Here is a 21,931-nt window from a genome sequence, read left to right on the forward strand (position 1 = left end):
GTCGACAAAAAGCCCGGATCAGGACTTGGCGGCCTCGGCCACGTTGTGCAGGAGCAGCGCCTCGGCGAGGCAGACCCGCGCGAACTCGCCCAGGTGCAGGCTCTCGTTCGGCCCATGCGCCTTCGCGTGCGGGTCCTCCACACCGGTGACCAGGATCGACGCCCCCGGGAACATCTCCTGGAAGGTCGCGATGAACGGGATCGAGCCGCCCACGCCGATCTCGACCGGCTCGGTGCCGTCCCAGGCCGTCGCGAACGCCGAGCGGGCCGCGTCGAAGTACTTGCCGGTCGCGTCGATCACGCACGGGTTGCCGTCGTGCTCGAACTCGAAGCTGACCTTCGCACCCCACGGCGCGTGCTTCTCCAGGTGTGCCGTGAGCGCCTGGTACGCCGACTTCGGGTCGTCGCCGGGGGCCAGCCGCAGGCTCAGCTTGGCGCGGGCCGCAGGGACCAGCGCGTTGGGCGCCTCGGCCGTACGCGGGGCGTCGATGCCGAGCACCGCCAGCGCCGGCTTGGTCCACATCCGGTCGACGATGCGGCCGGTGCCGATCAGCTCGACGCCGTCGAGGATGCCCGCCTCGGCGCGGTAACGGTCCACCGGGTAGTCCAGCGGCGCGGCCTCACCGCTGACCAGGCCGGGCACCGCGACGTCGCCGTTCTCGTCGTGCAGCGTGGCCAGCATCCGGCACAGCACGGTCAGCGCGTCGGGGACCGGGCCGCCGTACATGCCGCTGTGCACGGCCGACCCCAGCACCTGCACGTCGACGAAGCTGTTCACGATGCCGCGCAGCGAGGTGGTCAGCGCGGGCACGCCGATGTCCCAGTTGCCGGAGTCGGCGATCACGATGACGTCGGCGGCGAGCTCGGTCTTGTGCTTCTCCAGCAGCGCGGGCAGCGAGTCGGAGCCGAACTCCTCCTCACCCTCGACGAACACGACCACACCCAGCGGCAGCCGGTCGTCGTCGGTGCCGCAGCCGAACGCGCGCAGCGCCGCGATGTGCGCCATGACGCCGGCCTTGTCGTCGGCGGCGCCGCGGCCGTAGAGGCGTCCGTCGCGCTCGGTCGGCTCGAACGGGTCGGACTCCCACTTGCTCAGGTCACCGACCGGCTGCACGTCGTGGTGGGCGTAGAGCAGGACGGTCGGCGCTCCGGCCGGGGCGGGGCGGCGGCCGATGACCGCGGGGTGCCCGTCGCCGATCCGGCTGACCTGCACGTCGAGCCCGACGCCGCGCATGAGTTCGGCAACCGCCTGGGCGGAACGCTCCAGCGGGGCGAAGTCGAAGCCGTCGAAGGCGATGCCGGGGATGCGTACGAGCGTCTCGAGGTCGGCCCGTACCCCCGGGAGCTCGCGCTCGATCGCAGCGCGCAGCTCATCAACAGTGAGGGTCGTCATGAGGATGATCCTGTCACGGCCCTGGGACGACCTGCACGGCGATCGGCCCGTTGCGTCGTGGCCGACGCGCGGCCGCCGCCGCTCCGGGTCCGCGCAGCCGCGGGCCGGCGGGGGCCGGTGCCGCCGGTCAGCCCGCGCCGTCGATCCGCACGTCGGCGAGCGCTGCGGTGCCGTCGGCGGCGAAATGGATCGCCTCCCGCCGCCGCCACGCGCGCAGCGCCGGCTGCATCGCCGGACCGTCGCGCAGTACGCTGCGGGCCCGGCGCACCCGCGCCGGGGCGTCGACGTACACGGTGAGGCTGGCCCAGGCCCGGCCCTCCGCGCGGGCACTGCCGACCCCCTCGACGATCACGATCTCGGCGGGCCACACGGTGACCCACTCGGTGCCGAAGCGCCGCAGGTGCCAGTCGTACGGGTGGTAGCCGCCCGGCGCGCCGAGCCGGATCGGCGCGAGCACCTGCCGCTCCAGCCGTGCCCAGTAGGTGAACTGGTCGTCCCAGCCGTCGAGCAGGTCGTCGGTGTGCACCACGGCAACGGACCGCTCGCCCAGCGCCTGCGCCAGCCGCGCCGCATAGAAGGTCTTCCCCGCCCCACTCGGCCCGTCGACCAGCACCAACCGGCTACGCCCGAGCCGCGGCGGCGCCGCCAACACCCGCGCCACCTCCTCAGTCGTCACCACACCCTCCTCTCCGGCGCACCCTCCGGCTCAGTCACTCGGCAGCTTCAGGGAAACTGCAGGTATCAGCACCGGAATTCATGCAGTCTCCCCGAAAGTGCAAGGCAGACCCGGAGCGGGGCGGAGCGAGGGGCGGGGGCGGGTCATGCGAGGGAGGGCGCGCCGGGCGGGAGGAACGGCAGGCCCGCCGGGGCTCCCTTTTCGATGAGCTGCCAGAGCGCCTCGGTGTCCAGGTGCTCCTCGACCAGGTCGCCGAGGCGGTCCACGGTGGCCTCCCGCATGGCGGCGAAGCTCGTGTCCGGCGCGACCTCGAACCCGTGCCGCCCGGCCAGGCCCGCGGCCAGGGTGAGGAAGCGGCGGCGGAACTCGTCGGACTCGAACGCGCCGTGCCAGTGCGTGCCGAACACGTTGCCCGCGGCCACCCCCTCGGTCTCGCCGTCGGACAGGGTGATCAGCGACGCCAGCGCCGGATCGCGGTACGCCACCCGCCCGTGATGGATCTCGTAGCCGCGCACGTCCGCGCCGAGCGCTTGACCGGCCGGCCGGGACAGCGTCTTGTCGGACGCGAACACGATGCGCACCGGCAGCAGGCCGAGCCCGGCCACCTCGCCCCGGCGGCTCTCCACCTCGTCGGCGATCTGCTCGGACAGCATCTGGAAGCCGCCGCAGATGCCCAGCAGCGGCCGCCCGGCACGGGCGTGCGCGAGCACCGCCCGGTCCAGGCCGGTGTCCCGCAGCCAGCGCAGGTCGTCCACGGTCGCCTTGGTGCCGGGCAGCACGACCAGGTCGGCGTCGGCGATCTCGCCCGGTTCGACGGTCAGCCGGACGCTCACCCCGGGCTCACAGGCCAGGGCTTCGGCGTCGGTGGCGTTGGAGATGTGCGGCAGCCGCACCACGGCGACCCGCAGCCACTCCTGCCCCCTGGCCGGGCCGGGCCGCCCGAGCACCCGCCCGTACGCGAGCGCGTCCTCGGCGTCGAGCCACAGGTCCACATCGAACGGGAGCACGCCGTACACGGTCCGGCCGGTGGCCGCCTCGATCATGTCCACGCCGGGCTGCAGCAGGCTTCGCGAGCCCCGGAACTTGTTGACCACGAATCCGGCGACCAGTGCCTGGTCCTCGGCGTCGAGCAGGGCGACGGTGCCGAACATGGCCGCGAACACACCACCGCGGTCGATGTCGCCGACCACGATCGTCGGCATGCGCCCGTGCCGGGCCAGCCCCATGTTCACGTAGTCGTGGTCCCGGAGGTTGATCTCCGCCGGGCTGCCCGCGCCCTCGCAGACCACCACGTCGTACTCGGCGCGCAGTTCGTCGTAGGCGGCGAACGCGGCCCCGGACATGGCCGACTTCAGCCGCCGGAAGTTCGCCGCGTCGATGGTGTCCACCGCCTGCCCCAGCAGCACGACCTGGCTGGTGTGGTCGCTGCCGGGCTTGAGCAGCACCGGGTTGAACCGCACCTGCGGCTCCAGCCCGCTGGCGACGGCCTGAAGTGCCTGCGCCCGCCCGATCTCGCCGCCACGGCCCGACGCGTCGACGACCACCGCCGAGTTGTTCGACATGTTCTGCGCCTTGAACGGGGCGACCCGCACACCGCGACGGTGCAGCCAGCGGCACACTCCGGCGGTCAGCACGCTCTTGCCGGCGTCGGAGGTCGTGCCGGCGATCAAGATCCCGCTCATGCTCCCAGCCTAGGGGAATGCTGTGGTCCTCCTTCGGGAGCGGGGCGACCGGCCTCCCCCTCGCATGCCCGCCGGTCGCCCCTCCCCTCCCCCGGGTCTACGCCGCGACGGGCACGCGCGAGCGGGCCGCCGCCTCGTCGTCGTCGAGGTCGTCGTCCTCCTCTTCGGCGTCCTGCTCGCCGGTGACGAGCTCGGCCTGCAGGCCGCCGCCGCGCAGCGAGGAGATCGCGTCGAGGTCGAACGCCCCGCCGAAGGACGCGTCGTCGTCATCGGCGAACAATGGGTCGTTCGGGTCCGGGCCGATCCGCATGTCCGGCGCGGCCTCGGTCTGCTCGCCGCCCACCCGGTCCTCGCCCGTGCCGTCGTCGAGCGCGCTGGTCGCGGTGCTCGGCTTGGTCCGGGCGAACTTGCCCCGGCCCCGGGACAGGTCGTGGCCGACCGCCGCCGCCTCCAGCTCGTACATCACGCGGCGCTGGCCGTCCTCGTCGATCCAGTCCCGGGTGTAGAGCCGGCCGACGACCACGACGGGGTCGCCGACCATGACCGAGCTGGCGACGCCCTCGGCGAGCCGGCGCCAGCAGTTGACGCGCACGCGCAGGCTGTTCCCGTCGACCCAGCGGTTGTTGGCCCGGTCCAGCCGGCGGGCCGTGGAGGCCACCTTGAAGTTGGCCACGAGCTGCCCGGACTGGCTGGTGCGCCGCCACTCCGGCGCGGTGAGAACATTGCCGACGATCGTGACGTTCGTGTCGAACACTGCTTTTCTCCTCTCGGCATCCGATGCCACCGAGGGTGCGCCAGGAGCCGCGGTCCGGGCCATCGACCGCCGTCGCGCCCTGTGGACGGCGGGCCGCTTGGGGATAACCGCCTGATCATGAAGTTGATCTGTTAAGGCGACCCCTACTTCGCGGTAACATAGGCGCGTGCAGACGGACATCCTGGGCGAGCCCTACCGGCAACGGGTCATCGAACTGCCCGACGACGACCAGGGCAGGGTCGTCGCCACGCTGGTCAGCCGCCGCGCCTCTGGGACCAGCCGCCGCGCGGTGCTGCACCTGCACGGCTTCACCGACTACTTCTTCCAGACCCACGTCGCCGACTTCTTCGTCGAACGCGGCTACGACTTCTACGCCCTCGACCTGCGCAAGTACGGCCGCAGCCTGCTCGACCACCAGACGCCGAACTTCACCCGCAGCATGGACGAATACTTCCCCGAGCTGGACGAGGCGGCACGGATCATCCGGGCGGAGGACGGCCACGACACGCTGGTGGTCGCCGCGCACTCGACCGGCGGGCTGATCTCCTCGCTGTGGGCGCACGCCCGCGCCGACGCGGGGCTCGTCGACGGGCTGCTGCTGAACAGCCCGTTCTTCGACTTCAACGCGCCCTGGCTGCTGCGCCGCCCGGCGGTGTCGGCGGTCGGCTCGCTGGCGCAGCGCGCGCCGTACCGGGTGGTGCCGTTGAAGCTGCCCGGCCTGTACGGCCGCAGCCTGCACCGCGACCACGACGGCGAGTGGGACTACCGGGTCGACTGGAAACCCGTGAACGGCTTCCCGGTCCGGGTGGCCTGGCTCAAGGCGATCCGCAGCGGCCAGCGCCGCCTGCACGCCGGGCTCGACCTGCGGGTGCCGGTGTTCGTCGGCTGCTCGACGGCCTCGTACCGCCAGCGCACGTGGTCGGAGCAGGCACACGAGGCCGACGCGGTGCTCAACGTGGACCACATCGTGCGGTGGGCGCCCGCGCTGGGCCGCGACGTCACGCTGGCGCGCATCGAGGGCGGCAAGCACGATCTGTCCCTGTCCCGACAGCCCGCTCGCGACCGCTTCTTCGCCGAGTCCGGCCGGTGGCTCCGAACCCAGCTGGGCTGACCGGCGCATCAGTTCGAGCATGAATACAAGTCGCTGTTCGGCGGGCGTGTCGCTGCCCTAGGATCGTGGTCAACTTCCGCCGGGTAGCCGATCACGCCGGTCGTCTCGCGCGGTAGCCTTCAATCGCGCGCTCGTAGCTCAGCTGGATAGAGCAGGGGCCTTCTAATCCTCAGGTCGCAGGTTCGAGTCCTGCCGGGCGCACCATCTCCACTCCACCCCGCGGCAGGCACTCAGGTGCCCCGTGGTCTGCGAAAACCTGTCCACATGGTGTCGCCCGTCAGTGGTAGCTTCCGTCGGTGAACTACCCCTCACCTGAACCGACGCCGCCGCCATACGGGCAGCCGCCATACCCGCAGGTTCCGGCACCGCCGCCGGCCGCGCCGCAGTCCGGTCCGCCCGCGGACCCCTACGCGCCCTACGGCGCCGCTCCCCAGTACGGCACCGGACAGCAGTACGGCGCCGGCCCGCAGTACGCCGCGAGCCAGCCCTACAGCGCTCCCCCGCAGCAGACGCCCCCGGGCGGCTACGGCGTGCCCTACCAGCAGCTGCCGCCGCCGAAGTCGGGCACCAACGGCTTCGCCATCGCCTCGCTGATCTTCGGGGTCATGGGCGGCGTCCTGCTCGGCTTCATCTTCGGCTTCGTCGCGCTGTCGCAGATCAAGAAGCGCAACCAGGGCGGCAAGGGCATGGCCGTCGCCGGCCTGGTCCTCAGCACGCTCTGGTCGCTGGTCATCTGCGGCGTGATCGGCGTCGCGATCATCGCCGCCAACGACGACAGCACGACCGGCACCAGCGGCACGGGCGACGACACCTCCGTGTACTCGCTGCGCATCGGCGACTGCCTCAACGACCTGAGCACCGAAGAGGAGATCGAGGAGCTGCCGGTCGTGCCGTGCAGCGAGCCGCACGACGGCGAGGTCTACGCCGAGTTCAAGCTGACCGAGACCACGTTCCCGGGTGTCGACGCGATCGAGAAGAAGGCCGACCCGCGCTGCGCGGACCTGCTCAAGTCGTACGCCCCCGACGCCGTGGACGACCCGGACGTGGACACGTACTTCCTCTACCCGACCGCCGAGAGCTGGGCCCGCGGCGACCGCGCGATCACCTGTATCGCCAACTTCGAGCCGGCCCGCACGGGCAAGCTCAAGGGCTGACCGGTCCGTACGAAGGGCGCTGTCCGGGATCCCGGACGGCGCCCTTCGTCATCGCCGCCGCCTCCGGCGGCGCAGCAGCATCACGACGGGTGTCGCGAACAGGCCGGTGAGGACGGCCAGGCAGCCGAGGAACGCCCAGTCGATCGAATCGGCGCCGCCGGAGACGATCGCGACGATCGTCAGCGGCAGGGTGAGCAGGCCGAGGCCGAGAGCCACGAGGCCGAGCAGCACCATCGCGATGATCTCGCCGACGTTCCCGCCGTCGGGGGCGGGCGGGGCGGCAGCGGGTGCGGCGGCGGCCGGCCGCGGGATCGAGGCCGGGTCGCGCGCGGGTTGCGGGAGGTGCCGGGCCGGGCCGACGCCGGCGTCGAGCGCGCCGATCTCCTGGTACGGCATGGCCCACATCGCGGGTTCCAGGTGCAGCACGATGCCGTCGTTGCCGATGAGCCGACGCGCGCCGTCCGGCCAGCTCATCATGGCCGCGCAGTCGGCGTAGTGGACCGTGGAGCAGGAGTGTTCGCGCACGATGCTCACCGCCTCCGGCCCGATCACCAGCGCGACCTCGCCGTCCTCGCGGTGGGCGTAGCGGCGGCCGTCGGCCTGGCACTCCGACGAGGTCGGCGCGGCGGCGTAGCCTGCCCAGTCGGCCGTGGTGCGGTGCGGCGTCTGCAGCAGCGCGGTGTCGGCGGCCTCGACCGCGACGGCGTACACCTGCTCGGCGGTGACCGCCGCCAGTTCGGCGCGCAGCTCGTCCACGGTCAGGTTGCGCTGGCCGGTCAGCAGGTTGAGCGCGTGTCCGGGCAGGCGTGCCGCCTCGATCTCCGGGTGGTTCAGGTTCTCCAGGGACTTGTTGCGTACGGCGGTGACGCTCGCCGGGTCGATGGTCCCGTAACGCAGCCGGGCCAGCACGTCGACGAACCCGCCCAGCACCGCTCCCTGCTTCTCGGGCAGCGCGTCCGCGTACGCGGTGACCGTCGCGTAGCCGTCGCCGCGGGGGTCGTACGACGTGGACGCGGTGTAGGAGTAGCCGCCCTCCTGGCGCAGGTCGCGGAACAGCTCCCGTTCCAGCACTCCGGAGTAGACGCTGGCCGCCGTGCTGCGGCGGACCACCGCGCTGAACACGACACTGGTGTCGTCACCGGTGTACCAGGCGGGGGTCTGCGGCAGGGCCGAGGTCGGCACGGGCACCGGGCGGCGCGCCCCCGGCCGCAATCGCAGGCGCAGCCCGTCCGGGACCCGCTCGCCCGCGATCCACAGCACGGCGTTCTCCCGGGTGAAGTAGTTCTCCACCCACCAGCGCAGATCCTCCGGGCGCAGCCGGGCCAGCCCCCACTCCGGGTAGCTGGGCAGGCCGTAGCCCTGCGCGCCGTACCGCCACAGCGGCAGCGCCGAGGTGCCGCCGCGGGTGCGGCTCTCGGTGCGCAGGATCTCCTTCTCGGTCTCCAGCCGGTGCATCGGGAGGTCGGCGAGCCCGTCGCATACCTTGCCCAGGTAGCCGACCACATCGGACTCACTGCCGCGCAGGTGGAAGTGGGTGTACACCGACGCCGTCTCGCCGTTGTAGTGGTAGTCGGACAGCCCGCTGTCGTGCAGCGCCAGATGCTCGACCAGGTGCGTGATGCCGTGCAGCGGCAGCGTCTCGTCGGCCTGGCCGACCCGGAAGATCAGCCCGGCCGCGGTCCGCCCCGCCGACGGCGCGAACAGCGTGGGCACGCCGTCGATCTCGATCGCCTCGACCACGGGTCAGCCCTCCTTCAACGCGAGGTCGCGGTGCTTGGCGAACTGCTGCCCGGCGTCGCCGAGGTAGGTCCAGGGGTACTCGCTCGCGAACCCGCCCAGGGCGCGGAAGTGCACGGCGGCCCGCCGGTGGTCCCCGGCGAGGCTGAACACCCAGGCGAAGTGGCTGTGCGCGCTGACCCAGCCGTACACCGGCCGGAACGACGGCTGCAGCACCGAGCGCAGCGCGGCCTCGGCGACCTCCCGCAGCACCTCGGGCCGGCGCAGGTAGTTGTCCCGGTCGGCGCCGCGCAGCGTGGCCCAGTACTCCATGTGCACCTCGGGGATGAGCAGCGCGTTCACACTGCCCTCGGGAGCGGCGGCGGCGCACTGCCGCGCGAACCCGAACGCCGCCTCCCAGGATCCGCCCCACTTGGGGCAGAGCTGCTGCAGCAGCTGCGTCTGCGCGAAGAACATGTGGGGGTGGTGCATGGCCAGCCGGTCGTACCGCCGGCGCGCCTCGGCCTGGCCCAGCTCCAGACCGCGCGCGTTGACGATGCGCATGGCCCACGCGGCACCGTTGCCGGGATCCCGGGCGGTGACCTCCAGCAGCCTCTCCTCACCGAAGCGCAGGAATTCGTGCATCTCGGCGAACTGCTCCTGGCTGACGTGCTGCGCCTGGGCCCCGGTGCGCGCCTCCCAGGCCAGCTCGATGGCACGTGCCCCGAGCAGCAGCTTCGGCAGGATCGCGCTGGGCTGCGCCTGCGCCACCTCACCGGCGAAGGTCGTCACGCCGGGCACCTCGGCGACGGCCCGCGCGTTGAAGTAGACGGCATCGGCCGTCGGCAGCTGCGCGAAGTGGCGGGCGACCGAGTCCCAGTCGCCCTGGCGGCACCAGGCCTGCACGGCCTGCACCTCGGGGAAGGGCGCGGCGCGGTCGAACGAGGGGACCGCGGCGGCCGGGATGATCGTCACCGGGGCATCCTAGGTGACCTGTCACGCTGTGCGATGCCCCGTGACGACCCGCCGTACAGCTAGAGTTTCACCACCATCTTGCCGGTGTTCGCCCCGCGCAGCAGGCCCGTGAACGCCTCCGGCGCGTTCTCCAGCCCCTCGACCACGGTCTCCTCGGCCTTGATATCTCCGGCCGCGTACCAGGCGCCGACCTCGCGGATCAGGTCCGGCATGCGCTCGTTGTGGTCGCTGACGATGAAGCCGCGCATGGTGAGCCGCTTGCCGATCATCAGGGTCATGTTGTCCGGCCCCGGCACCGGCTCGTTGTACGCCGAGATCGCGCCGCACAGCGCGAACCGCGCGAACGGCTTGGCCCGCGCGATGGCCGCGGTGAGGTGGTCGCCGCCGACGTTGTCGAAGTAGACGTCGATCCCGTCCGGTGCGGCCTGCTTGAGCAGCTGGGACACGTCGCCGTCGCGGTAGTTGAACGCGGCGTCGAAGCCGAGGTCATCAGTGAGGTGGGCGACCTTCGCCGCGCTCCCGGCGCTGCCGATCACGCGCGCGGCGCCCTTGAGCCGGGCGAGCTGGCCGACCAGGCTGCCGACCGCCCCGGCCGCGCCGGACACGAACACCGTGTCACCGGGCTTCATCGCGGCGATGTCGAGCAGCCCGACGTACGCGGTCAGGCCCGGCATGCCGAGCACGCCGAGGAACGCGCTCGGCGGGGCGACGGGGTCGAGCTTGCGGAAGCGGCGCGCGTCGTCCACCGCCCACTCGCGCCAGCCGTAACCGTGCAGCACCAGGTCACCGGGCTTCAGGTCGGGTGAGCGCGACTCGACGACCTCGCCGACGGCCCCGCCGTCGAGCACCGCGTCCAGCGCGAACGGCGGCACGTACGACTTCACGTCGTTCATCCGCCCGCGCATGTACGGGTCCACCGACATCACCAGATTGCGTACCTTGACCTGGCCCTCGGCGGGCTCCGGCACCGCCACCTCCACCAGGCGGAAGTTGTCCGGGGTGGGCATCGCCACGGGGCGCGAAGCCAGGTGGATCTCACGTCCGACGGTCACGTCGTCTCCTTGTCCGGGGCGGCCGTGGCCGCCTCAGTGATCTTGCGCAGCGTGTCACGCAGGTAGGCGAGTTCGGAAGCGGGCACGCCGGTCGCCTCGGCGATCGCCCGCGGGATGCCGGTGGCCTGCTCGCGCAGCCGATCGCCGGCCGGGGTGAGGCTGACCACGACGGAGCGCTCGTCGCGCGGATCGCGGGCCCGGTCCACCAGACCGGCCGCCTCCAGGCGTTTGAGCAGCGGGGACAGCGTGCCCGAGTCGAGCTGGAGGGACTCCCCCAGCGCCTTGACCGACGTCTGCCCCCGCTCCCAGAGCACCAGCATCACCAGGTACTGCGGATAGGTCAGGCCGAGCCGTTCCAGCACCGGACGGTAGACCGCGGTAAGCGCACGGCTGGCGGCGTACAGCGCGAAGCAGACCTGTTTCTGCAGGTCCAGGTCACCGGGGTCGGGGCGGTCGGCGCGGGTCATGGTCTCAGCGAAGCACGAGCTGGACGTCGATGTTGCCACGGGTGGCGTTCGAGTACGGGCAGACCTGGTGCGCGGTGTCCACGAGCTGCCGTGCCGTGTCGGCGGGCACGCCCGGCAGGGCGATCTCCAGGGTGACGGACAGGCCGAATCCGGCGCCGTCCCGGCCGAGCCCGACGTGCGCGGTCACCTCGGAGCCGTCGACGTCGGCCTTGGCCCGCCGGGCGACCAGGCGCAGCGCGGAGTGGAAGCAGGCCGCGTATCCGGCCGCGAACAACTGCTCCGGGTTGGTCGCCCCGCCGGCCCCGCCGAGCTCGGCGGGCGTCGCCACGGCCGTCTCCAGCAGCCCGTCCGAGCTGCGCACCTTGCCGTCACGTCCGTCACCGGTGGCCGTCGCGACGGCCGTGTAAAGAGGAGTCATGCCCCGAACCTAACGACAATTCAGGTTGTGCACAACCGAATCGTGCGCGACCAAAATCACGCCCACCGCCGACACACGCGGTCCAGCCCCCGTTCCCCGCCGTCGCGGGTCGCCCATCATCGACCGCCCACCGGTCGCCCAGCCCTACAAGCCAGGCGGCGGCTAGAGCGCGTAGGCAGACCGAGGTGCGACGATGATGCGGTGGCGCAAAAGCGACAAACCAGGCGCGAGCGCGAGCACCGCGCGACGCTGTTCTGGCTGGTCGTACTCGCACTCGCCGCAGGCGGCTGGCTCTGGTACGCCTACGGCCGCCCCGACACCCCACCCCCGGCCACGACGGTCTCGCCCAGCCCGTCGACCCGCCCCACCGGCCCGCCCGCCGGGGCGCAGCCGGTGCGTGTGGACTTCCCGCTGGACGGCGACTCGCTGCAGGTCACGGCCGATCAGCCGGGTCCGGTGATCGACGTCACCGAACCGGTCCAGGTGCGGCTGCTCGGCATCGACGCCCCCGAACTGCACGGCGCCGACGGCAGCCCCCAGTGCTGGGCCGACACGGCCCGCGCCGAGCTGCGGCGACTCGCTCCGAACGGCTCCCGGCTGTGGCTACTGCCCGACGAGCAGCGCCTCGACCCGTACGGCCGCCGCCTGGTCTACGCGTGGACCGCCGACGGCCGCTTCGTCAACGGGGAACTGGCCGCCCGCGGAGCCGTGCGCGAGCTCGCGATCCGGCCCGACCTGGCGCGCCAGCAGGAGCTGCATGACGCCGTCGAGCAGGCTCGGACCGAGCGGCGTGGCCTGTGGGGAAGCTGCGTCGGCCGATAATCATTTAGCGAAGATTTCAAGTACGTCCAATGGCTTTGTGTCGTTGATTGCGGAAGAATCCCGCCCGTGGAGGTCCCGATCGGTACGGCGCTGGCAGGGCGATACGTGCTGACCAGGCCTCTGGCGCGCGGCGGAGTATCCACTGTGTACCAGGCCGTCGACGCGACGGCGGGCCGCCGGCTCGCGGTGAAGGTGGTCGACGACCGCTACTCCGGGCTGATCCGGCACGAGGCCGCGATGACCGACCGGCTGCGCCATCCCCACGTGCCCAAGGTGCTCGACGTGGGTGTGGAGACCGGGCCGGACGGCCGCGACATCGGCTACCTGGCCCTGGAGCTGCTGAAGGGCGAGGCGCTGACCAGCGTGCTGCTGGACGGGCCGCTGCCCTGGGCCGGCGCGGTGCGGGTCGCCGCCACCGCCGCCGACGTGCTCGCGGTGGCCCACCGCCGCGGCGTCGTGCACCGTGACCTGACCCCCGGCAACGTCATGATCACCACTACCGGGCCGAAGGTGGTCGACTTCGGACTGGCCGAGCTCATCGGCAGCAAGGCCACCCCGGAGTTCGCCAGCCCCTCCGACGACGTGTACGCCCTGGGCGCGCTGCTCTACCAGGCGCTCACCGGCAAATCGCCGTACGCCGGCGGCAACCGCAGCCCGCAGAGCCCGGCAGCACTGCGCTGGCTGGCGCCGACTCCGGTGCTGGCCGTGCCCGGCCTGCCGCAGGCCGTCTCCGACCTGTGCCGCGCCTGCATGGACAAGAACTCGCAGGCGCGGCCCAGCGCCCGGGAGGCGTCACTGCGACTGTGGACCATCGTCGGCAACGCCATGCATTGATGCTGCTCAGCCGCGCAGCTCTCCGGCCACGAGGCCGGCCGTGAAGGCCCGCCACTCGTCGGCGTCGAAGGTCAGCCACGGGCCGTTCGGCTCGCGCGAGTTGCGCACGAGGACCAGTTCACCGTCGAAGGACACTTCCACACAGTGCCCGGACTCGCACCGGGAAGACCGCCGCCAGTGACGGTCCTGTTGGTTCTCGGACATGGCCTACCGCCTTACGCCTAGTTCCGGTTCCCGTTCATCACTGTGGCATATCCGCGAATTCACGAACATGCCATGAGTCGTGAACGACCGGCACTCCCGCGCGCACATTCACGTCCGCGGCCCGGGTAGACAAAAGGCCGGCACGTCGTCGTCGCGTGCCGGCCGGAGCCCGTTCATCCGTACGGGGTCAGCGCAGGTCGAACTCTCCGGTTTTCACGCCGGCCACGAAAGCTCGGAACGCCTCCGTCGACACGACCAGATGCTGCGCCGGGCTCACCGAGTCTCGAAGACCCACTCCGGTGGTGCCGAGGTCGGCGACCTCCACGCAGTGGGCCGATTCGCAGCGGCCGCTCTTGCGCCATGCTGCGCCCAGCACAGACGTCATAGGTTCACTCCAGGTCACGATGGGTAAGAGATACGCCCGCGCGGTTACTGGCATGCCGGTCGTTGGCGCGCAGGGCTGCGCCCCCAGTAAACTCGTCCGAAAGATTGGTCGCAAGTAGCCATACGGCGTTTCGCCAGCGGCTCAGTCCGTGGCGCGAACGGAAGGCGGAGATCCACGTGAGCGCGCAGAGCCCGGCGGTCGCCCGTCTCAGGCTACGACACGCGCTCCGCTCCGCCCGGGAGAGTTCCGACTACACCCAGGAGCAGGTCGCCTCCGAGCTTGAGTGGTCACTCTCCAAGGTGATCAGGATCGAGAACGGCACCGTCCGGATGACCGTCACCGACGTGCGGGCGCTGATGCAGCTCTACGGCATCGACGACGCCTCGGAGATGTCCGAGATGGAGAGCCTGGTCCGCGCCTCGCGCCAGCGCTCGTGGTGGACGCAGTACGGCAGCGAGGTCATGTCCGGCCGCTTCGCCACCTACATCGGGCTGGAGGACGGCGCATCGGCGCTGTCGATGTACCAGGCGCTGGTGGTGCCCGGGCTGCTGCAGACCGAGGCGTACGCCCGCGCGGTCATCGCCGGGCTGCGCATGCCCGAGCAGGACAGCCGCAACCACGAGACCTACCTCGACATCCGGCTGCGCCGGCAGGAGAACGTGCTCCAGCGCAAGGACCCGCCGCAGGTCCACGCGGTGCTCGACGAGGCCGTGCTGCGCCGCATCAACGGCGGCGTCGGCGTGCAGCGCGACCAGCTGCTGCACCTGGTCGCCCTGGGCGCGGCGCCACACATCCACCTGCGGGTGCTGCCGCTGTCCAGCGGCATCCACACCATGGAGTCGACGTTCGTGCTGCTGTCCTTCCCGTTCGGCGAGGACGTCGTCTACCTGGAGCTGAACAGCGCGCTCGCGGGCGACCCCGACCGGGGCCAGTTCCTCGACCGCGGCGAGGTCGCCGCGCCGTACCGGGACACCTTCACGATGCTCACCGGCACGGCGCTGAGCGAGGCCGACTCGCTGGCCTTCATCGCCAAGGTCGCCGGGGAGCTCCGCTGATCACCAGGAGCGGCTTGTCGCAGCGTGCGGCATATGCTCGGCGGCATGAGCTTTCCTCCCTCCGCAGCGCCCTGCGACGACGTGCAGCGGGTGCTGTGCGTGTTCGCGCATCCCGACGACGTCGACTTCGGCTCGGCCGGAACGGTGGCCCGCTGGGTGGACGAGGGCCTGGAGGTGTCGTACCTGCTGGTCACCAGGGGTGACGCGGGCGGCTTCGACGAGACCCCGCGCGACGAGATGCCGATCCTGCGGGAGGCCGAGCAGCGGGCCGCCGCAGCCGCCGTCGGGGTCAAGCAGGTGGACTTCCTGGAGGGGTACGCCGACGGCTCGGTCACGCCGAGCCTGGCCCTGCGCAAGGACCTCGTGGCGGCGATCCGGCGGGCCCGGCCCGACCGCATCCTGACCAGCTCCCCACTGCGCCGCTGGGACCGCATCGCCGGGCCGAGCCACCCCGACCACCTGGCCGTGGGCGAGGCGTTGACCTGCGCGGTCTACCCCGACGCCCGCAACCCGTTCGCGCACCCCGACCTGGGCGCGGCGGGCCTGGCCGCCTGGACGGTCCGCGAGATCTGGTACTCGGGCGGGCCCGACCCCGACCACGCGGTCGACGTCACCGACACCTTCGACCGCAAGCTCGCCGCCCTGCGGGCGCACGTCTCGCAGACGGCCCACCTGTACGAACTCGACGTGATGCTGCGCGAGCGGCTGGGCGGCCTGGCGGAGTCACTCGGCATGCCCGGCCGGCTGGCCGAGGCGTTCACGATCATCAGGACCGAGTGAGGGCCCGCCGCACCGCGAGGGCGTTGCCGCGAGCTACGGCAACGCCCTGTTTTCGGAGGAGGGTGGTCAGGCGGCGCGTTCCCAGCCGGACCGGCTCCCACCGGGAACCAGGCGGGAGGGGTGCATGTTCGAGGGGTGCGGCACCCCGCGGCTCGGCCGGGGCCGCGGGAGGTTCAGGTGGCCCAGCCGCTTCTCGACGAGGCTGCGCCGCAGGTAGCGCTCCACGGCGTGGAACAGCCACCAGTCGTCGCTGACGAACAGCTGGGTGGGGTGACCGTGGTAGTCGGCCCACAGCTCCAGCCGCCGCGGCCGCCGCCGCGCGCTGATCAGTGTGGCCACGGCCAGTCCGCTGAGCACGGCGACGGCGGCGACGATGCCGGTCGGCTGCAGCAGCGGTGCGAACGCCCCGAGCAGGACCATGCCGCCCACGGCCATCGCGCCGACGCGACGCGTCAGCGGGTCGTGTCCGGCCTGTCGGATGTGGACGTTCTCGATGGCGCCGAGGGTGAAGTGACGTGCTCCCACCTGGAAACATGTCGCCGAGATGTGCAGCCCCGGGCGGATGGTCACGATGGCTTGTTCTGGTGGCCGTTCCGGTGCCCGTGTAGGCTCCATGGAAGTCTCCCAACTGCTCGACACGCGGGCCCGGCTGGTGGTGGTGCCCGCAGAGGTGGCGACGCCTGGCATGTGGTGGAGCTTGTGGACCGACATCCGGTGGCCGCCGGGTGTCGGTCTTTTTCTGTCTTCGAGCCGCCGCGCGAGCCGTCCGTCGGTGGACTTCCCGGCTGCCTCGTGACCTCAGTGTGACCGAGACAGCCGTCGTTGTGAAGCCTCTCAATCAGCCAGGTGGCAAGTTGGCACGTTCCCTGAACCTAATGTGCGTTCAGGCATCACCTAATGTGACGGAACTTTTTCTACATACCTGGATCAGGTCGGGCACATCGCCCAACTCGCCCTTGGGCTTGGCGGTTTCCGGGACTACCGTGACTGACACTGGCCGGTTGTCCGCCGCCCACCCCCGGGCGGCACCGGACCAGCGCCGCCGAATCGCCGCACGCTCGCGAAGATCAATCCCCTGCGGGTGCGCGCGAACCGGGGACCCAGGTTATCGGGGTGAATCAGTGGTCACCGACAGTGACCGCAGTAGGGCGCCCTTCGCCCGAACCCGTCAGCTAACTCGGTAGGCGGCTGCGGAGAAGGGCCACCCATACCTTGTCATCACCCCATGGCAGGGGCTGGCGCGCTGCCGCGCGCCTGCTCGCCCCCGCCGGAGCACTGACCATCGCACTGCTCGGATTCGGCGCCCCCGCGCACGCCGCGCCCAGCGCCGCCGAGCTCCGCAAGCAGATCACAGAGAAGTCCGACCAGCTGGAGAAGGTCGTCGAGCAGTACAACAAGCTCAACACCCAGCTGAAGCAGACCCGGGCCGAGGCCGCCGCGCTGGAGCGCGAACTCGGCCCGCTGGAGGTCAAGGCCGACCAGGCGAAGGGCAACGTGGCCCGGATCGCGGTGACCGCGTACCGCACCGGGTCGTTCAGCGGATTGAACGCGTTGCTGGACTCGTCCGGCGACGGCAAGCTGCTGGCCCGGCTGAGCGCCCTCGACCAGCTCGCGACGAGTCAGCGGGCGCAGATCGACGAGGCGCACCGGGCGGCCGGCGACCGGTTCGAGGTCAAAGCGGCGCTGGACGCGCGGCTGCAGGAGCAGACCACCCGGTTCACCGCGGTCGAGACCCAGCGCAAGGGCATCGAACGCGACCTGGCCAAGCTCAAGGAGCTGCGCCGCCAGGCGGGCCTGGTCGACGAGAAGTCGTCCACCTACACCGGGTCCATCCCCAAGTACAAGGGCAAGGCCGGCATCGCCGTGTCGTTCGCGTACAAGCAGCTGGGCAAGCCGTACGTGTGGGCCGCCGACGGCCCGAACGGGTACGACTGCTCGGGCCTGACGCTGGCCGCGTGGCGCGCCGCGGGCGTGAGCCTGTACCACCAGGCCGCCACGCAGTGGCGTGAGGTCACCCACATCAGCCGGTCCCAGTTGCTTCCGGGCGACCTGGTCTTCTACTCGGGCCTGGGACACGTGGCGATCTACGTCGGCAGCGGCAAGGTGATCCACGCGCCGACCACCGGCGAGGTGGTCAAGGTCGCCAGCGTCGACATGATGAGTCCCTACGGCTACGGCCGGGTGCGCGTGTAACCCGACCAGCACGGCAAGAAGCCCTCTCCCGGACTCGGGAGAGGGCTTCTTCGTCAGCAGGGAGCGGGTCGGGTCAGACGGACTGCAGGCCCTCCGCGCGGGCCAGCTCACGCAGCCGGCCCAGCGCCTGGATCTCCAGCTGGCGGATGCGCTCACGGGACAGCGAGAAGCGCGACGCCACCTCGGTCAGCGAGTGCTCGCGACCGTCCTCCAGGCCGTACCGCGCGCGCATGATGCCGGCGGAACGGTCGTCGAGGTGGTTGAGCAGGCCCTCGATCCGCTGGCGCTCCAGCGCCGAGAGGACGATCTCCTCCGGGCTGGGCGTGTCGCGGTCGGCGACCAGGTCACCCAGGTTGGTGTCGCCGTCGTCGCCGACGGGCGTGTCCAGCGAGACGGTGTCCTGCGACCAGCGGATCAGCTCGGTCACCCGCTCGACGGTGACGCCGAGGGCGGCCGCGATCTGGTCCGGCTCCGGATCGCTGCCCAGCTCACGGGTGAGCTGGCGGGTCACGTTGCGCATCCGGTTGACGTCCTCCACCAGGTGGACGGGCAGCCGCACGGTGCGCTCCTGCTGGGCGATGGCCCGGCTGATCGCCTGCCGGATCCACCAGGTCGCGTACGTGGAGAACTTGTAGCCCTTCACGTAGTCGAACTTCTCGACGGCCCGGACCAGGCCAGTGTTGCCCTCCTGGATCAGGTCCAGCATCGGCATGCCCGAGCGCACGTAACGCCGGGCGATCGACACCACCAGGCGCAGGTTCGCGCGGATGAACAGGTCCTTGGCGTGCTCGCCCTCGGCGACCAGCTTCTCCAGCTCGTCGCGCTTCAGGCCGCGCTTGAGCTTGTCGGCCTCCAGCAGATGCTCAGCATATAGTCCTGCCTCGATCGCCTTAGAGAGGTCGACCTCCTGCGCCGCGTCGAGCAGCGGAGTACGCGAGATCTCGTGCAGATATACACCGACGAGGTCTCGCTCCTCAGCCACCTGGTCGGTGCGCAGCATGGTCATGTTCTCCACGTTCGGGTCCCTCCCACGTAATCGCCGCAGGGCCTTGCGGTACTGACACCTTCACAACAGATGACGCCCGGAGATGATTCCGCGTTGCCCATCGAAACTGTCACGAAAAGCTGTGAACTCGCTGATACCGGCTTGGCGACTCGCTGGAAGCGAGCCGACCGGTCCGCAATGCCCCATTTATGACACCACGGAGCCGCTCAGGGTACAGCGATCCACCTCACTACAACGCTGTGACCTGCGTCGCCATTTCTTGTGACGTCCGAGTCCGCGCGCTATTGCACGGTTCCACACCTGTCCCACCCGAACGCAGGACACGTATACCCCATCGAGGGGAATGCACACCCATTCGGCCATGAACTCCCCACGAATGGGGTCCGGCTTTCGGGGTAGTCGCGCAAGCCGGGCGCAGCGCGCACCAAGGTCATTCGACTTGCCAGGCACATGGGCGAAAGCGGGCTCAAGATACGCACAGGTGCCTGGCAAGTCGGACGATCATGGGCGACCGGCCGCACCAGCACGGCCCCGCCGGGTCCATCCGGGCCCGGCGGACGATCATGGGCGGCGGACGGCGCCGGAACGGGCCCGTCGGGCCTGCCCGGACACTGATCGGAACGGGCCCGTCGGGCCTGCCCGGGCACTGATGACGGGCGAACGCGGTCAGTCGGTGAGGGCGGCGACGGCGTCGCGGACCCGGTTGCCGTGGCCGGCCAGCGCGCCTCGAGCGGCGGCCACCTCGCGGTCGGCCAGCAGCGCGACCAGGGCGGCCCGCAGGTCTCCCCCGGCCGCGTCCAGGGTGCGGTGGCACTCGTCCTCGCTGTGGCCGGTCGCCTCGACGAGGATGTTCAGCATGCGGCCGCGCAGCTTCGCGTTGGTCGGCACCATGTCGATCATGAAGTTGGAGAACACCCGCCCCAGGCGCACCATCACCGCGCTGGAGAACGCATTCAGCAGCAGCTTCTGCGCGGTGGCGGCCTTCATCCGGGTCGATCCGGTAATCACCTCAGGGCCGGTGTCGACGCCGATGAACACGTCCACCCAGGCCGCGGCGGCGGCGTGCGGGTTGGCCGCGATCAGCGCGGTGCGGCAGCCCAACTCCGCCGCGGCCCGCAGCGCGCCGAGCACGTACGGCGTGCGGCCGCTGGCGGCGATGCCCACCACCACGTCGCCGGTGCGGGCGCACCGGGCGATCTCGTCGGCCCCGCCCGCGGTGTCGTCCTCCGCGTCCTCGACTGCGGCCAGCAGCGCGCCCGGGCCGCCCGCGATGTGGGCGCAGAACCAGCTCCGCGGGGCGTTGAAGGTCGGCGGCAGCTCGGCGGCGTCGAGCACGCCGAGCCTGCCGGAGGTGCCCGCGCCGACGTAGTGCACGCGGTTGCCGCGCTGCAGCGCCGCCACGGCGTCCTCGACCACGACGGCCAGCGGGTCCAGCACCGCGCCGACCGCCTCGGCGACTGTGCGGTCGGCCTCGTTGATCACTTGCAGGATCTGCCGGGTGCCCAGCAGGTCTAGGTCGGCACTCGGGGCGTAGCGCTGCTCGGTGGGGGCGTCGACACGGACCGGGAGGGAGCCGGTGGGCAGCTCAGGCATCGCCGGACCGGCGGCGGGCAGTTCCGACGCGACGTCCGCGCACCGCCTCGGCGGTGACCTCCAGCGCCTTGCGGGCCTTGCTGCGGGTGCGCGCGGCCACCCCGACGAACAGGCAGTCCACGACCGTGAGCTGCGCGAGGCGGCTGGCCATCGCGCCGGACCGGTAGGTGGTCTCGCGCGCCGCCGTGGTCAGCACGAAGTCGGCGACCTCGCAGATCGGCGAGCGGGGGAAGTTGGTCAGCGCCACGGTCACCGCGCCCGCCGCCTTGGCCCGCTCCAGCACGTCGATGGTGTCGGCGGTGGTGCCGGTGTGCGAGATGCCCAGCGCCACGTCACCGGGGCCGAGCAGGGCCGCCGAGGTGAGCGAGGTGTGCAGGTCGGGCCAGTAGTACGCGACGCGGCCTATGCGGTGCAGCTTGGCCTGGAAGTCGGCGGCGACGAAGCCGCTCGCGCCCGCCCCGAAGACCTCGACCCGGGAGGCTTTCACCAGCAGATCCACGATCTTGTCGCAGACCTCGGGGTCGAGCTGCTCGGCGGTCTCCTCCACGGCGCGGGCGTCGTTGAAGGCGATGGTGGCGATGATCTGCGCCATGTCGGCGCCGGGCGGGATGTCCCCGCCGACCACCCGCGAGTCGGCCGGCTCGACCCGGCGCGCGGCCTCGGCGGCGAGCCGGATGCGCAGCTGCGGGTAGCCCGACATGCCGATGGAGCGGCAGAACCGGATGACGGTCGCCTCGGAGGTCTCCGCGGCGGCGGACAGGTCGGTGATGGTGCGGCGGGCCGAGGCGGCCGGATCGGCGAGCACGAGCCGTGCCACGCGCTGTTCGGCCGGGGAGAGCGCGGGCAGCAGACCATTGATCTGAACGATCAGCCCGACAGGTTCCTGACCGGCGCGCGAGACGCTGTCATTCTCCTCGGAAACTTTCGACTTCTTCGCCACGATTGAAACTTACTTTCAGGACCGCCCCACGTCAACTGCCAAACCACGTTTCACGACCGGCCAAACGACCGCCCAGACGGCTTGGGCGACCGCATCGGGATCACCACTGCCGTCGACGTGTACCGCATCCGACAGTACGTCTTTGTAAGCCGCGTAGCTCGCGTTCAGATATTCGATGTCCTCGTGGTCGTCGCCACGCTGCTCCACCCGGTGAAAGGCCACCTCGGGCGGGACGTCGAGAAAGATGATGACAGCCGGGCGGGGGAACGGGGCATAAGCCGCGCGTACCGTCCGGGTCAGCCACTCGCCGCCCTCATGTGCCCGAATGCTCACCAGCTGGCAGGGGGTGTAACGGTCCATCACCGCCACCGCGCCCGTCAGCCGCGCCGTCACCAGCGAGCGGGCGATGGCCAGCCAGCGCAGCACCGCCTCCACCGTGAGCAGGCCCCGGCGGCCGAGCAGGGACATCGCGTCGTCGCGGCCCAGCTTGCGGGCAACCCGCCCCAGGAAGCGCCGGCCGCCGGCGTTGCGGCCGTACCGGGCCGTGACCCCGGCCGCGCAGAGCGCCGCGGCCAGCCGTACCGCCTGGGTGGTCTTGCCTGAGCCGTCGATGCCGACCAGGGCGACCACCGACGCACTCGTGCCTGCCATGCCGCTGACGCTACCCGGCGCACGCCAGCGGTGATCGACAGTGCGGACACGGACACGCTGTGCGATTGAGT

General features: G+C 71.4%; 23 protein-coding genes, 1 tRNA gene and 1 riboswitch. Of the genes, 8 read left to right on the forward strand and 16 right to left on the reverse strand.

All coding sequences use genetic code 11. The annotated features are described in order from the left end of the window. Positions 1-18 precede the first annotated feature (18 nt). The 4 genes from AB0B35_RS29750 to ssb all read right to left on the reverse strand — a co-directional run bounded on the left by AB0B35_RS29750 (position 19) and on the right by ssb (position 4,504). Positions 19-1,392: a dipeptidase gene (locus AB0B35_RS29750; protein ID WP_361051394.1), complete on the reverse strand. Its 1,374-nt coding sequence runs from the start codon at positions 1,390-1,392 to the stop codon at positions 19-21. A 127-nt stretch (positions 1,393-1,519) separates the two neighbouring features. Further along, positions 1,520-2,068, reverse strand: coding sequence for a hypothetical protein (locus AB0B35_RS29755; protein ID WP_361051397.1), 549 nt, complete (start codon positions 2,066-2,068; stop codon positions 1,520-1,522). 143 nt (positions 2,069-2,211) lie between these two features. Continuing rightward, a complete protein-coding gene (locus AB0B35_RS29760) occupies positions 2,212-3,750 on the reverse strand; it encodes a cobyric acid synthase (protein ID WP_361051400.1) in 1,539 nt (512 codons plus the stop codon). 97 nt (positions 3,751-3,847) lie between these two features. After that, positions 3,848-4,504 (reverse strand): single-stranded DNA-binding protein, encoded by a 657-nt coding sequence (ssb, locus tag AB0B35_RS29765; RefSeq protein WP_361051403.1) that lies wholly within the window; start codon positions 4,502-4,504, stop codon positions 3,848-3,850. A gap of 166 nt (positions 4,505-4,670) precedes the next feature. Between ssb and AB0B35_RS29770 the strand changes: the two genes are divergently transcribed. The 3 genes from AB0B35_RS29770 to AB0B35_RS29780 all read left to right on the forward strand — a co-directional run bounded on the left by AB0B35_RS29770 (position 4,671) and on the right by AB0B35_RS29780 (position 6,769). Continuing rightward, positions 4,671-5,615, forward strand: a complete 945-nt coding sequence (locus tag AB0B35_RS29770) for an alpha/beta hydrolase (protein WP_361051406.1) — start codon at positions 4,671-4,673, stop codon at positions 5,613-5,615. Positions 5,616-5,742: 127 nt separating this feature from the next. Next, positions 5,743-5,819 (forward strand) — tRNA-Arg (locus AB0B35_RS29775). Positions 5,820-5,911: 92 nt separating this feature from the next. Beyond that, entirely contained in the window at positions 5,912-6,769 is an 858-nt protein-coding gene (locus AB0B35_RS29780) for a DUF4190 domain-containing protein (RefSeq protein WP_361051409.1), read from the forward strand. A gap of 48 nt (positions 6,770-6,817) precedes the next feature. On the opposite strand, the gene AB0B35_RS29785 is transcribed toward AB0B35_RS29780, so the two are convergent. The 5 genes from AB0B35_RS29785 to AB0B35_RS29805 are packed head-to-tail and all read right to left on the reverse strand — an operon-like array spanning position 6,818 to position 11,397. Further along, positions 6,818-8,509: an insulinase family protein gene (locus tag AB0B35_RS29785; protein WP_361051412.1), complete on the reverse strand. Its 1,692-nt coding sequence runs from the start codon at positions 8,507-8,509 to the stop codon at positions 6,818-6,820. A 3-nt stretch (positions 8,510-8,512) separates the two neighbouring features. Beyond that, positions 8,513-9,460 (reverse strand): hypothetical protein, encoded by a 948-nt coding sequence (locus AB0B35_RS29790; protein ID WP_361051415.1) that lies wholly within the window; start codon positions 9,458-9,460, stop codon positions 8,513-8,515. A gap of 59 nt (positions 9,461-9,519) precedes the next feature. Next, a complete protein-coding gene (locus AB0B35_RS29795; protein WP_361051418.1) occupies positions 9,520-10,512 on the reverse strand; it encodes an NADP-dependent oxidoreductase in 993 nt (330 codons plus the stop codon). After that, complete coding sequence (locus tag AB0B35_RS29800) at positions 10,509-10,979, reverse strand: MarR family transcriptional regulator (RefSeq protein WP_361051421.1); 471 nt, start codon at positions 10,977-10,979, stop codon at positions 10,509-10,511. The genes AB0B35_RS29795 and AB0B35_RS29800 overlap by 4 nt, the downstream gene beginning before the upstream one ends. A gap of 4 nt (positions 10,980-10,983) precedes the next feature. Then, positions 10,984-11,397 carry an organic hydroperoxide resistance protein gene (locus AB0B35_RS29805; RefSeq protein ID WP_361051424.1) on the reverse strand — a complete coding sequence of 138 codons (414 nt, stop codon included), beginning with the start codon at positions 11,395-11,397 and terminating at the stop codon, positions 10,984-10,986. A 201-nt stretch (positions 11,398-11,598) separates the two neighbouring features. On the opposite strand from AB0B35_RS29805, the gene AB0B35_RS29810 reads away from it, so the two are divergent. Both AB0B35_RS29810 and AB0B35_RS29815 read left to right on the forward strand, forming a co-directional pair. Next, complete coding sequence (locus tag AB0B35_RS29810) at positions 11,599-12,219, forward strand: thermonuclease family protein (RefSeq protein ID WP_361051427.1); 621 nt, start codon at positions 11,599-11,601, stop codon at positions 12,217-12,219. 66 nt (positions 12,220-12,285) lie between these two features. Next, complete coding sequence (locus AB0B35_RS29815; protein ID WP_361051429.1) at positions 12,286-13,053, forward strand: serine/threonine-protein kinase; 768 nt, start codon at positions 12,286-12,288, stop codon at positions 13,051-13,053. A 6-nt stretch (positions 13,054-13,059) separates the two neighbouring features. Here the strand turns inward: AB0B35_RS29815 and AB0B35_RS29820 are convergent, their stop codons facing one another. Further along, positions 13,060-13,257, reverse strand: a complete 198-nt coding sequence (locus AB0B35_RS29820; RefSeq protein ID WP_203698518.1) for a DUF397 domain-containing protein — start codon at positions 13,255-13,257, stop codon at positions 13,060-13,062. Between the two features lie 187 nt (positions 13,258-13,444). After that, complete coding sequence (locus AB0B35_RS29825) at positions 13,445-13,642, reverse strand: DUF397 domain-containing protein (protein ID WP_360522854.1); 198 nt, start codon at positions 13,640-13,642, stop codon at positions 13,445-13,447. Positions 13,643-13,818: 176 nt separating this feature from the next. Here AB0B35_RS29825 and AB0B35_RS29830 point away from each other — a divergent pair, with 176 nt between their 5' ends. Together AB0B35_RS29830 and AB0B35_RS29835 are read left to right on the forward strand one after the other, a co-directional pair. After that, entirely contained in the window at positions 13,819-14,697 is an 879-nt protein-coding gene (locus AB0B35_RS29830) for a helix-turn-helix transcriptional regulator (protein ID WP_361051432.1), read from the forward strand. A 45-nt stretch (positions 14,698-14,742) separates the two neighbouring features. Then, entirely contained in the window at positions 14,743-15,477 is a 735-nt protein-coding gene (locus tag AB0B35_RS29835; protein ID WP_361051435.1) for a PIG-L deacetylase family protein, read from the forward strand. Between the two features lie 66 nt (positions 15,478-15,543). On the opposite strand, the gene AB0B35_RS29840 is transcribed toward AB0B35_RS29835, so the two are convergent. Then, a complete protein-coding gene (locus AB0B35_RS29840; protein WP_361051438.1) occupies positions 15,544-16,047 on the reverse strand; it encodes a DUF6232 family protein in 504 nt (167 codons plus the stop codon). Positions 16,048-16,507: 460 nt separating this feature from the next. After that, positions 16,508-16,680, forward strand: a riboswitch (cyclic di-AMP (ydaO/yuaA leader). A gap of 9 nt (positions 16,681-16,689) precedes the next feature. Here AB0B35_RS29840 and AB0B35_RS29845 point away from each other — a divergent pair. Further along, positions 16,690-17,670, forward strand: coding sequence for an NlpC/P60 family protein (locus AB0B35_RS29845; protein ID WP_361051441.1), 981 nt, complete (start codon positions 16,690-16,692; stop codon positions 17,668-17,670). Between the two features lie 73 nt (positions 17,671-17,743). Here AB0B35_RS29845 and AB0B35_RS29850 read toward each other — a convergent pair whose 3' ends face one another. The 4 genes from AB0B35_RS29850 to AB0B35_RS29865 form a co-directional block, all read right to left on the reverse strand. After that, positions 17,744-18,676: a sigma-70 family RNA polymerase sigma factor gene (locus AB0B35_RS29850; RefSeq protein ID WP_203698535.1), complete on the reverse strand. Its 933-nt coding sequence runs from the start codon at positions 18,674-18,676 to the stop codon at positions 17,744-17,746. 666 nt (positions 18,677-19,342) lie between these two features. Next, complete coding sequence (locus AB0B35_RS29855) at positions 19,343-20,269, reverse strand: N-acetylmuramic acid 6-phosphate etherase (RefSeq protein WP_361051444.1); 927 nt, start codon at positions 20,267-20,269, stop codon at positions 19,343-19,345. After that, entirely contained in the window at positions 20,262-21,140 is an 879-nt protein-coding gene (locus tag AB0B35_RS29860) for a MurR/RpiR family transcriptional regulator (RefSeq protein WP_361051530.1), read from the reverse strand. The genes AB0B35_RS29855 and AB0B35_RS29860 overlap by 8 nt, the downstream gene beginning before the upstream one ends. An 84-nt stretch (positions 21,141-21,224) precedes the next feature. Beyond that, positions 21,225-21,860 (reverse strand): thymidylate kinase, encoded by a 636-nt coding sequence (locus tag AB0B35_RS29865; protein WP_361051447.1) that lies wholly within the window; start codon positions 21,858-21,860, stop codon positions 21,225-21,227. Between the last annotated feature and the right edge of the window lie 71 nt (positions 21,861-21,931).

Source organism: Catellatospora sp. NPDC049133, assembly GCF_040648455.1.
GTDB classification, from domain to species: domain Bacteria; phylum Actinomycetota; class Actinomycetes; order Mycobacteriales; family Micromonosporaceae; genus Catellatospora; species Catellatospora aurea.

Excerpts from the sequence above, each read along its gene's own strand:
- AB0B35_RS29835 (WP_361051435.1), top strand. The coding sequence starts at position 14,743 with ATGAGCTTTCCTCCCTCCGCAGCGCCCTGCGACGACGTGCAGCGGGTG.
- AB0B35_RS29850 (WP_203698535.1), bottom strand. The coding sequence starts at position 18,676 with ATGACCATGCTGCGCACCGACCAGGTGGCTGAGGAGCGAGACCTCGTC.
- AB0B35_RS29800 (WP_361051421.1), bottom strand. The coding sequence starts at position 10,979 with ATGACCCGCGCCGACCGCCCCGACCCCGGTGACCTGGACCTGCAGAAA.
- AB0B35_RS29750 (WP_361051394.1), bottom strand. The coding sequence starts at position 1,392 with ATGACGACCCTCACTGTTGATGAGCTGCGCGCTGCGATCGAGCGCGAG.
- AB0B35_RS29825 (WP_360522854.1), bottom strand. The coding sequence starts at position 13,642 with ATGACGTCTGTGCTGGGCGCAGCATGGCGCAAGAGCGGCCGCTGCGAA.
- AB0B35_RS29805 (WP_361051424.1), bottom strand. The coding sequence starts at position 11,397 with ATGACTCCTCTTTACACGGCCGTCGCGACGGCCACCGGTGACGGACGT.
- AB0B35_RS29820 (WP_203698518.1), bottom strand. The coding sequence starts at position 13,257 with ATGTCCGAGAACCAACAGGACCGTCACTGGCGGCGGTCTTCCCGGTGC.
- AB0B35_RS29865 (WP_361051447.1), bottom strand. The coding sequence starts at position 21,860 with ATGGCAGGCACGAGTGCGTCGGTGGTCGCCCTGGTCGGCATCGACGGC.
- AB0B35_RS29855 (WP_361051444.1), bottom strand. The coding sequence starts at position 20,269 with ATGCCTGAGCTGCCCACCGGCTCCCTCCCGGTCCGTGTCGACGCCCCC.
- AB0B35_RS29760 (WP_361051400.1), bottom strand. The coding sequence starts at position 3,750 with ATGAGCGGGATCTTGATCGCCGGCACGACCTCCGACGCCGGCAAGAGC.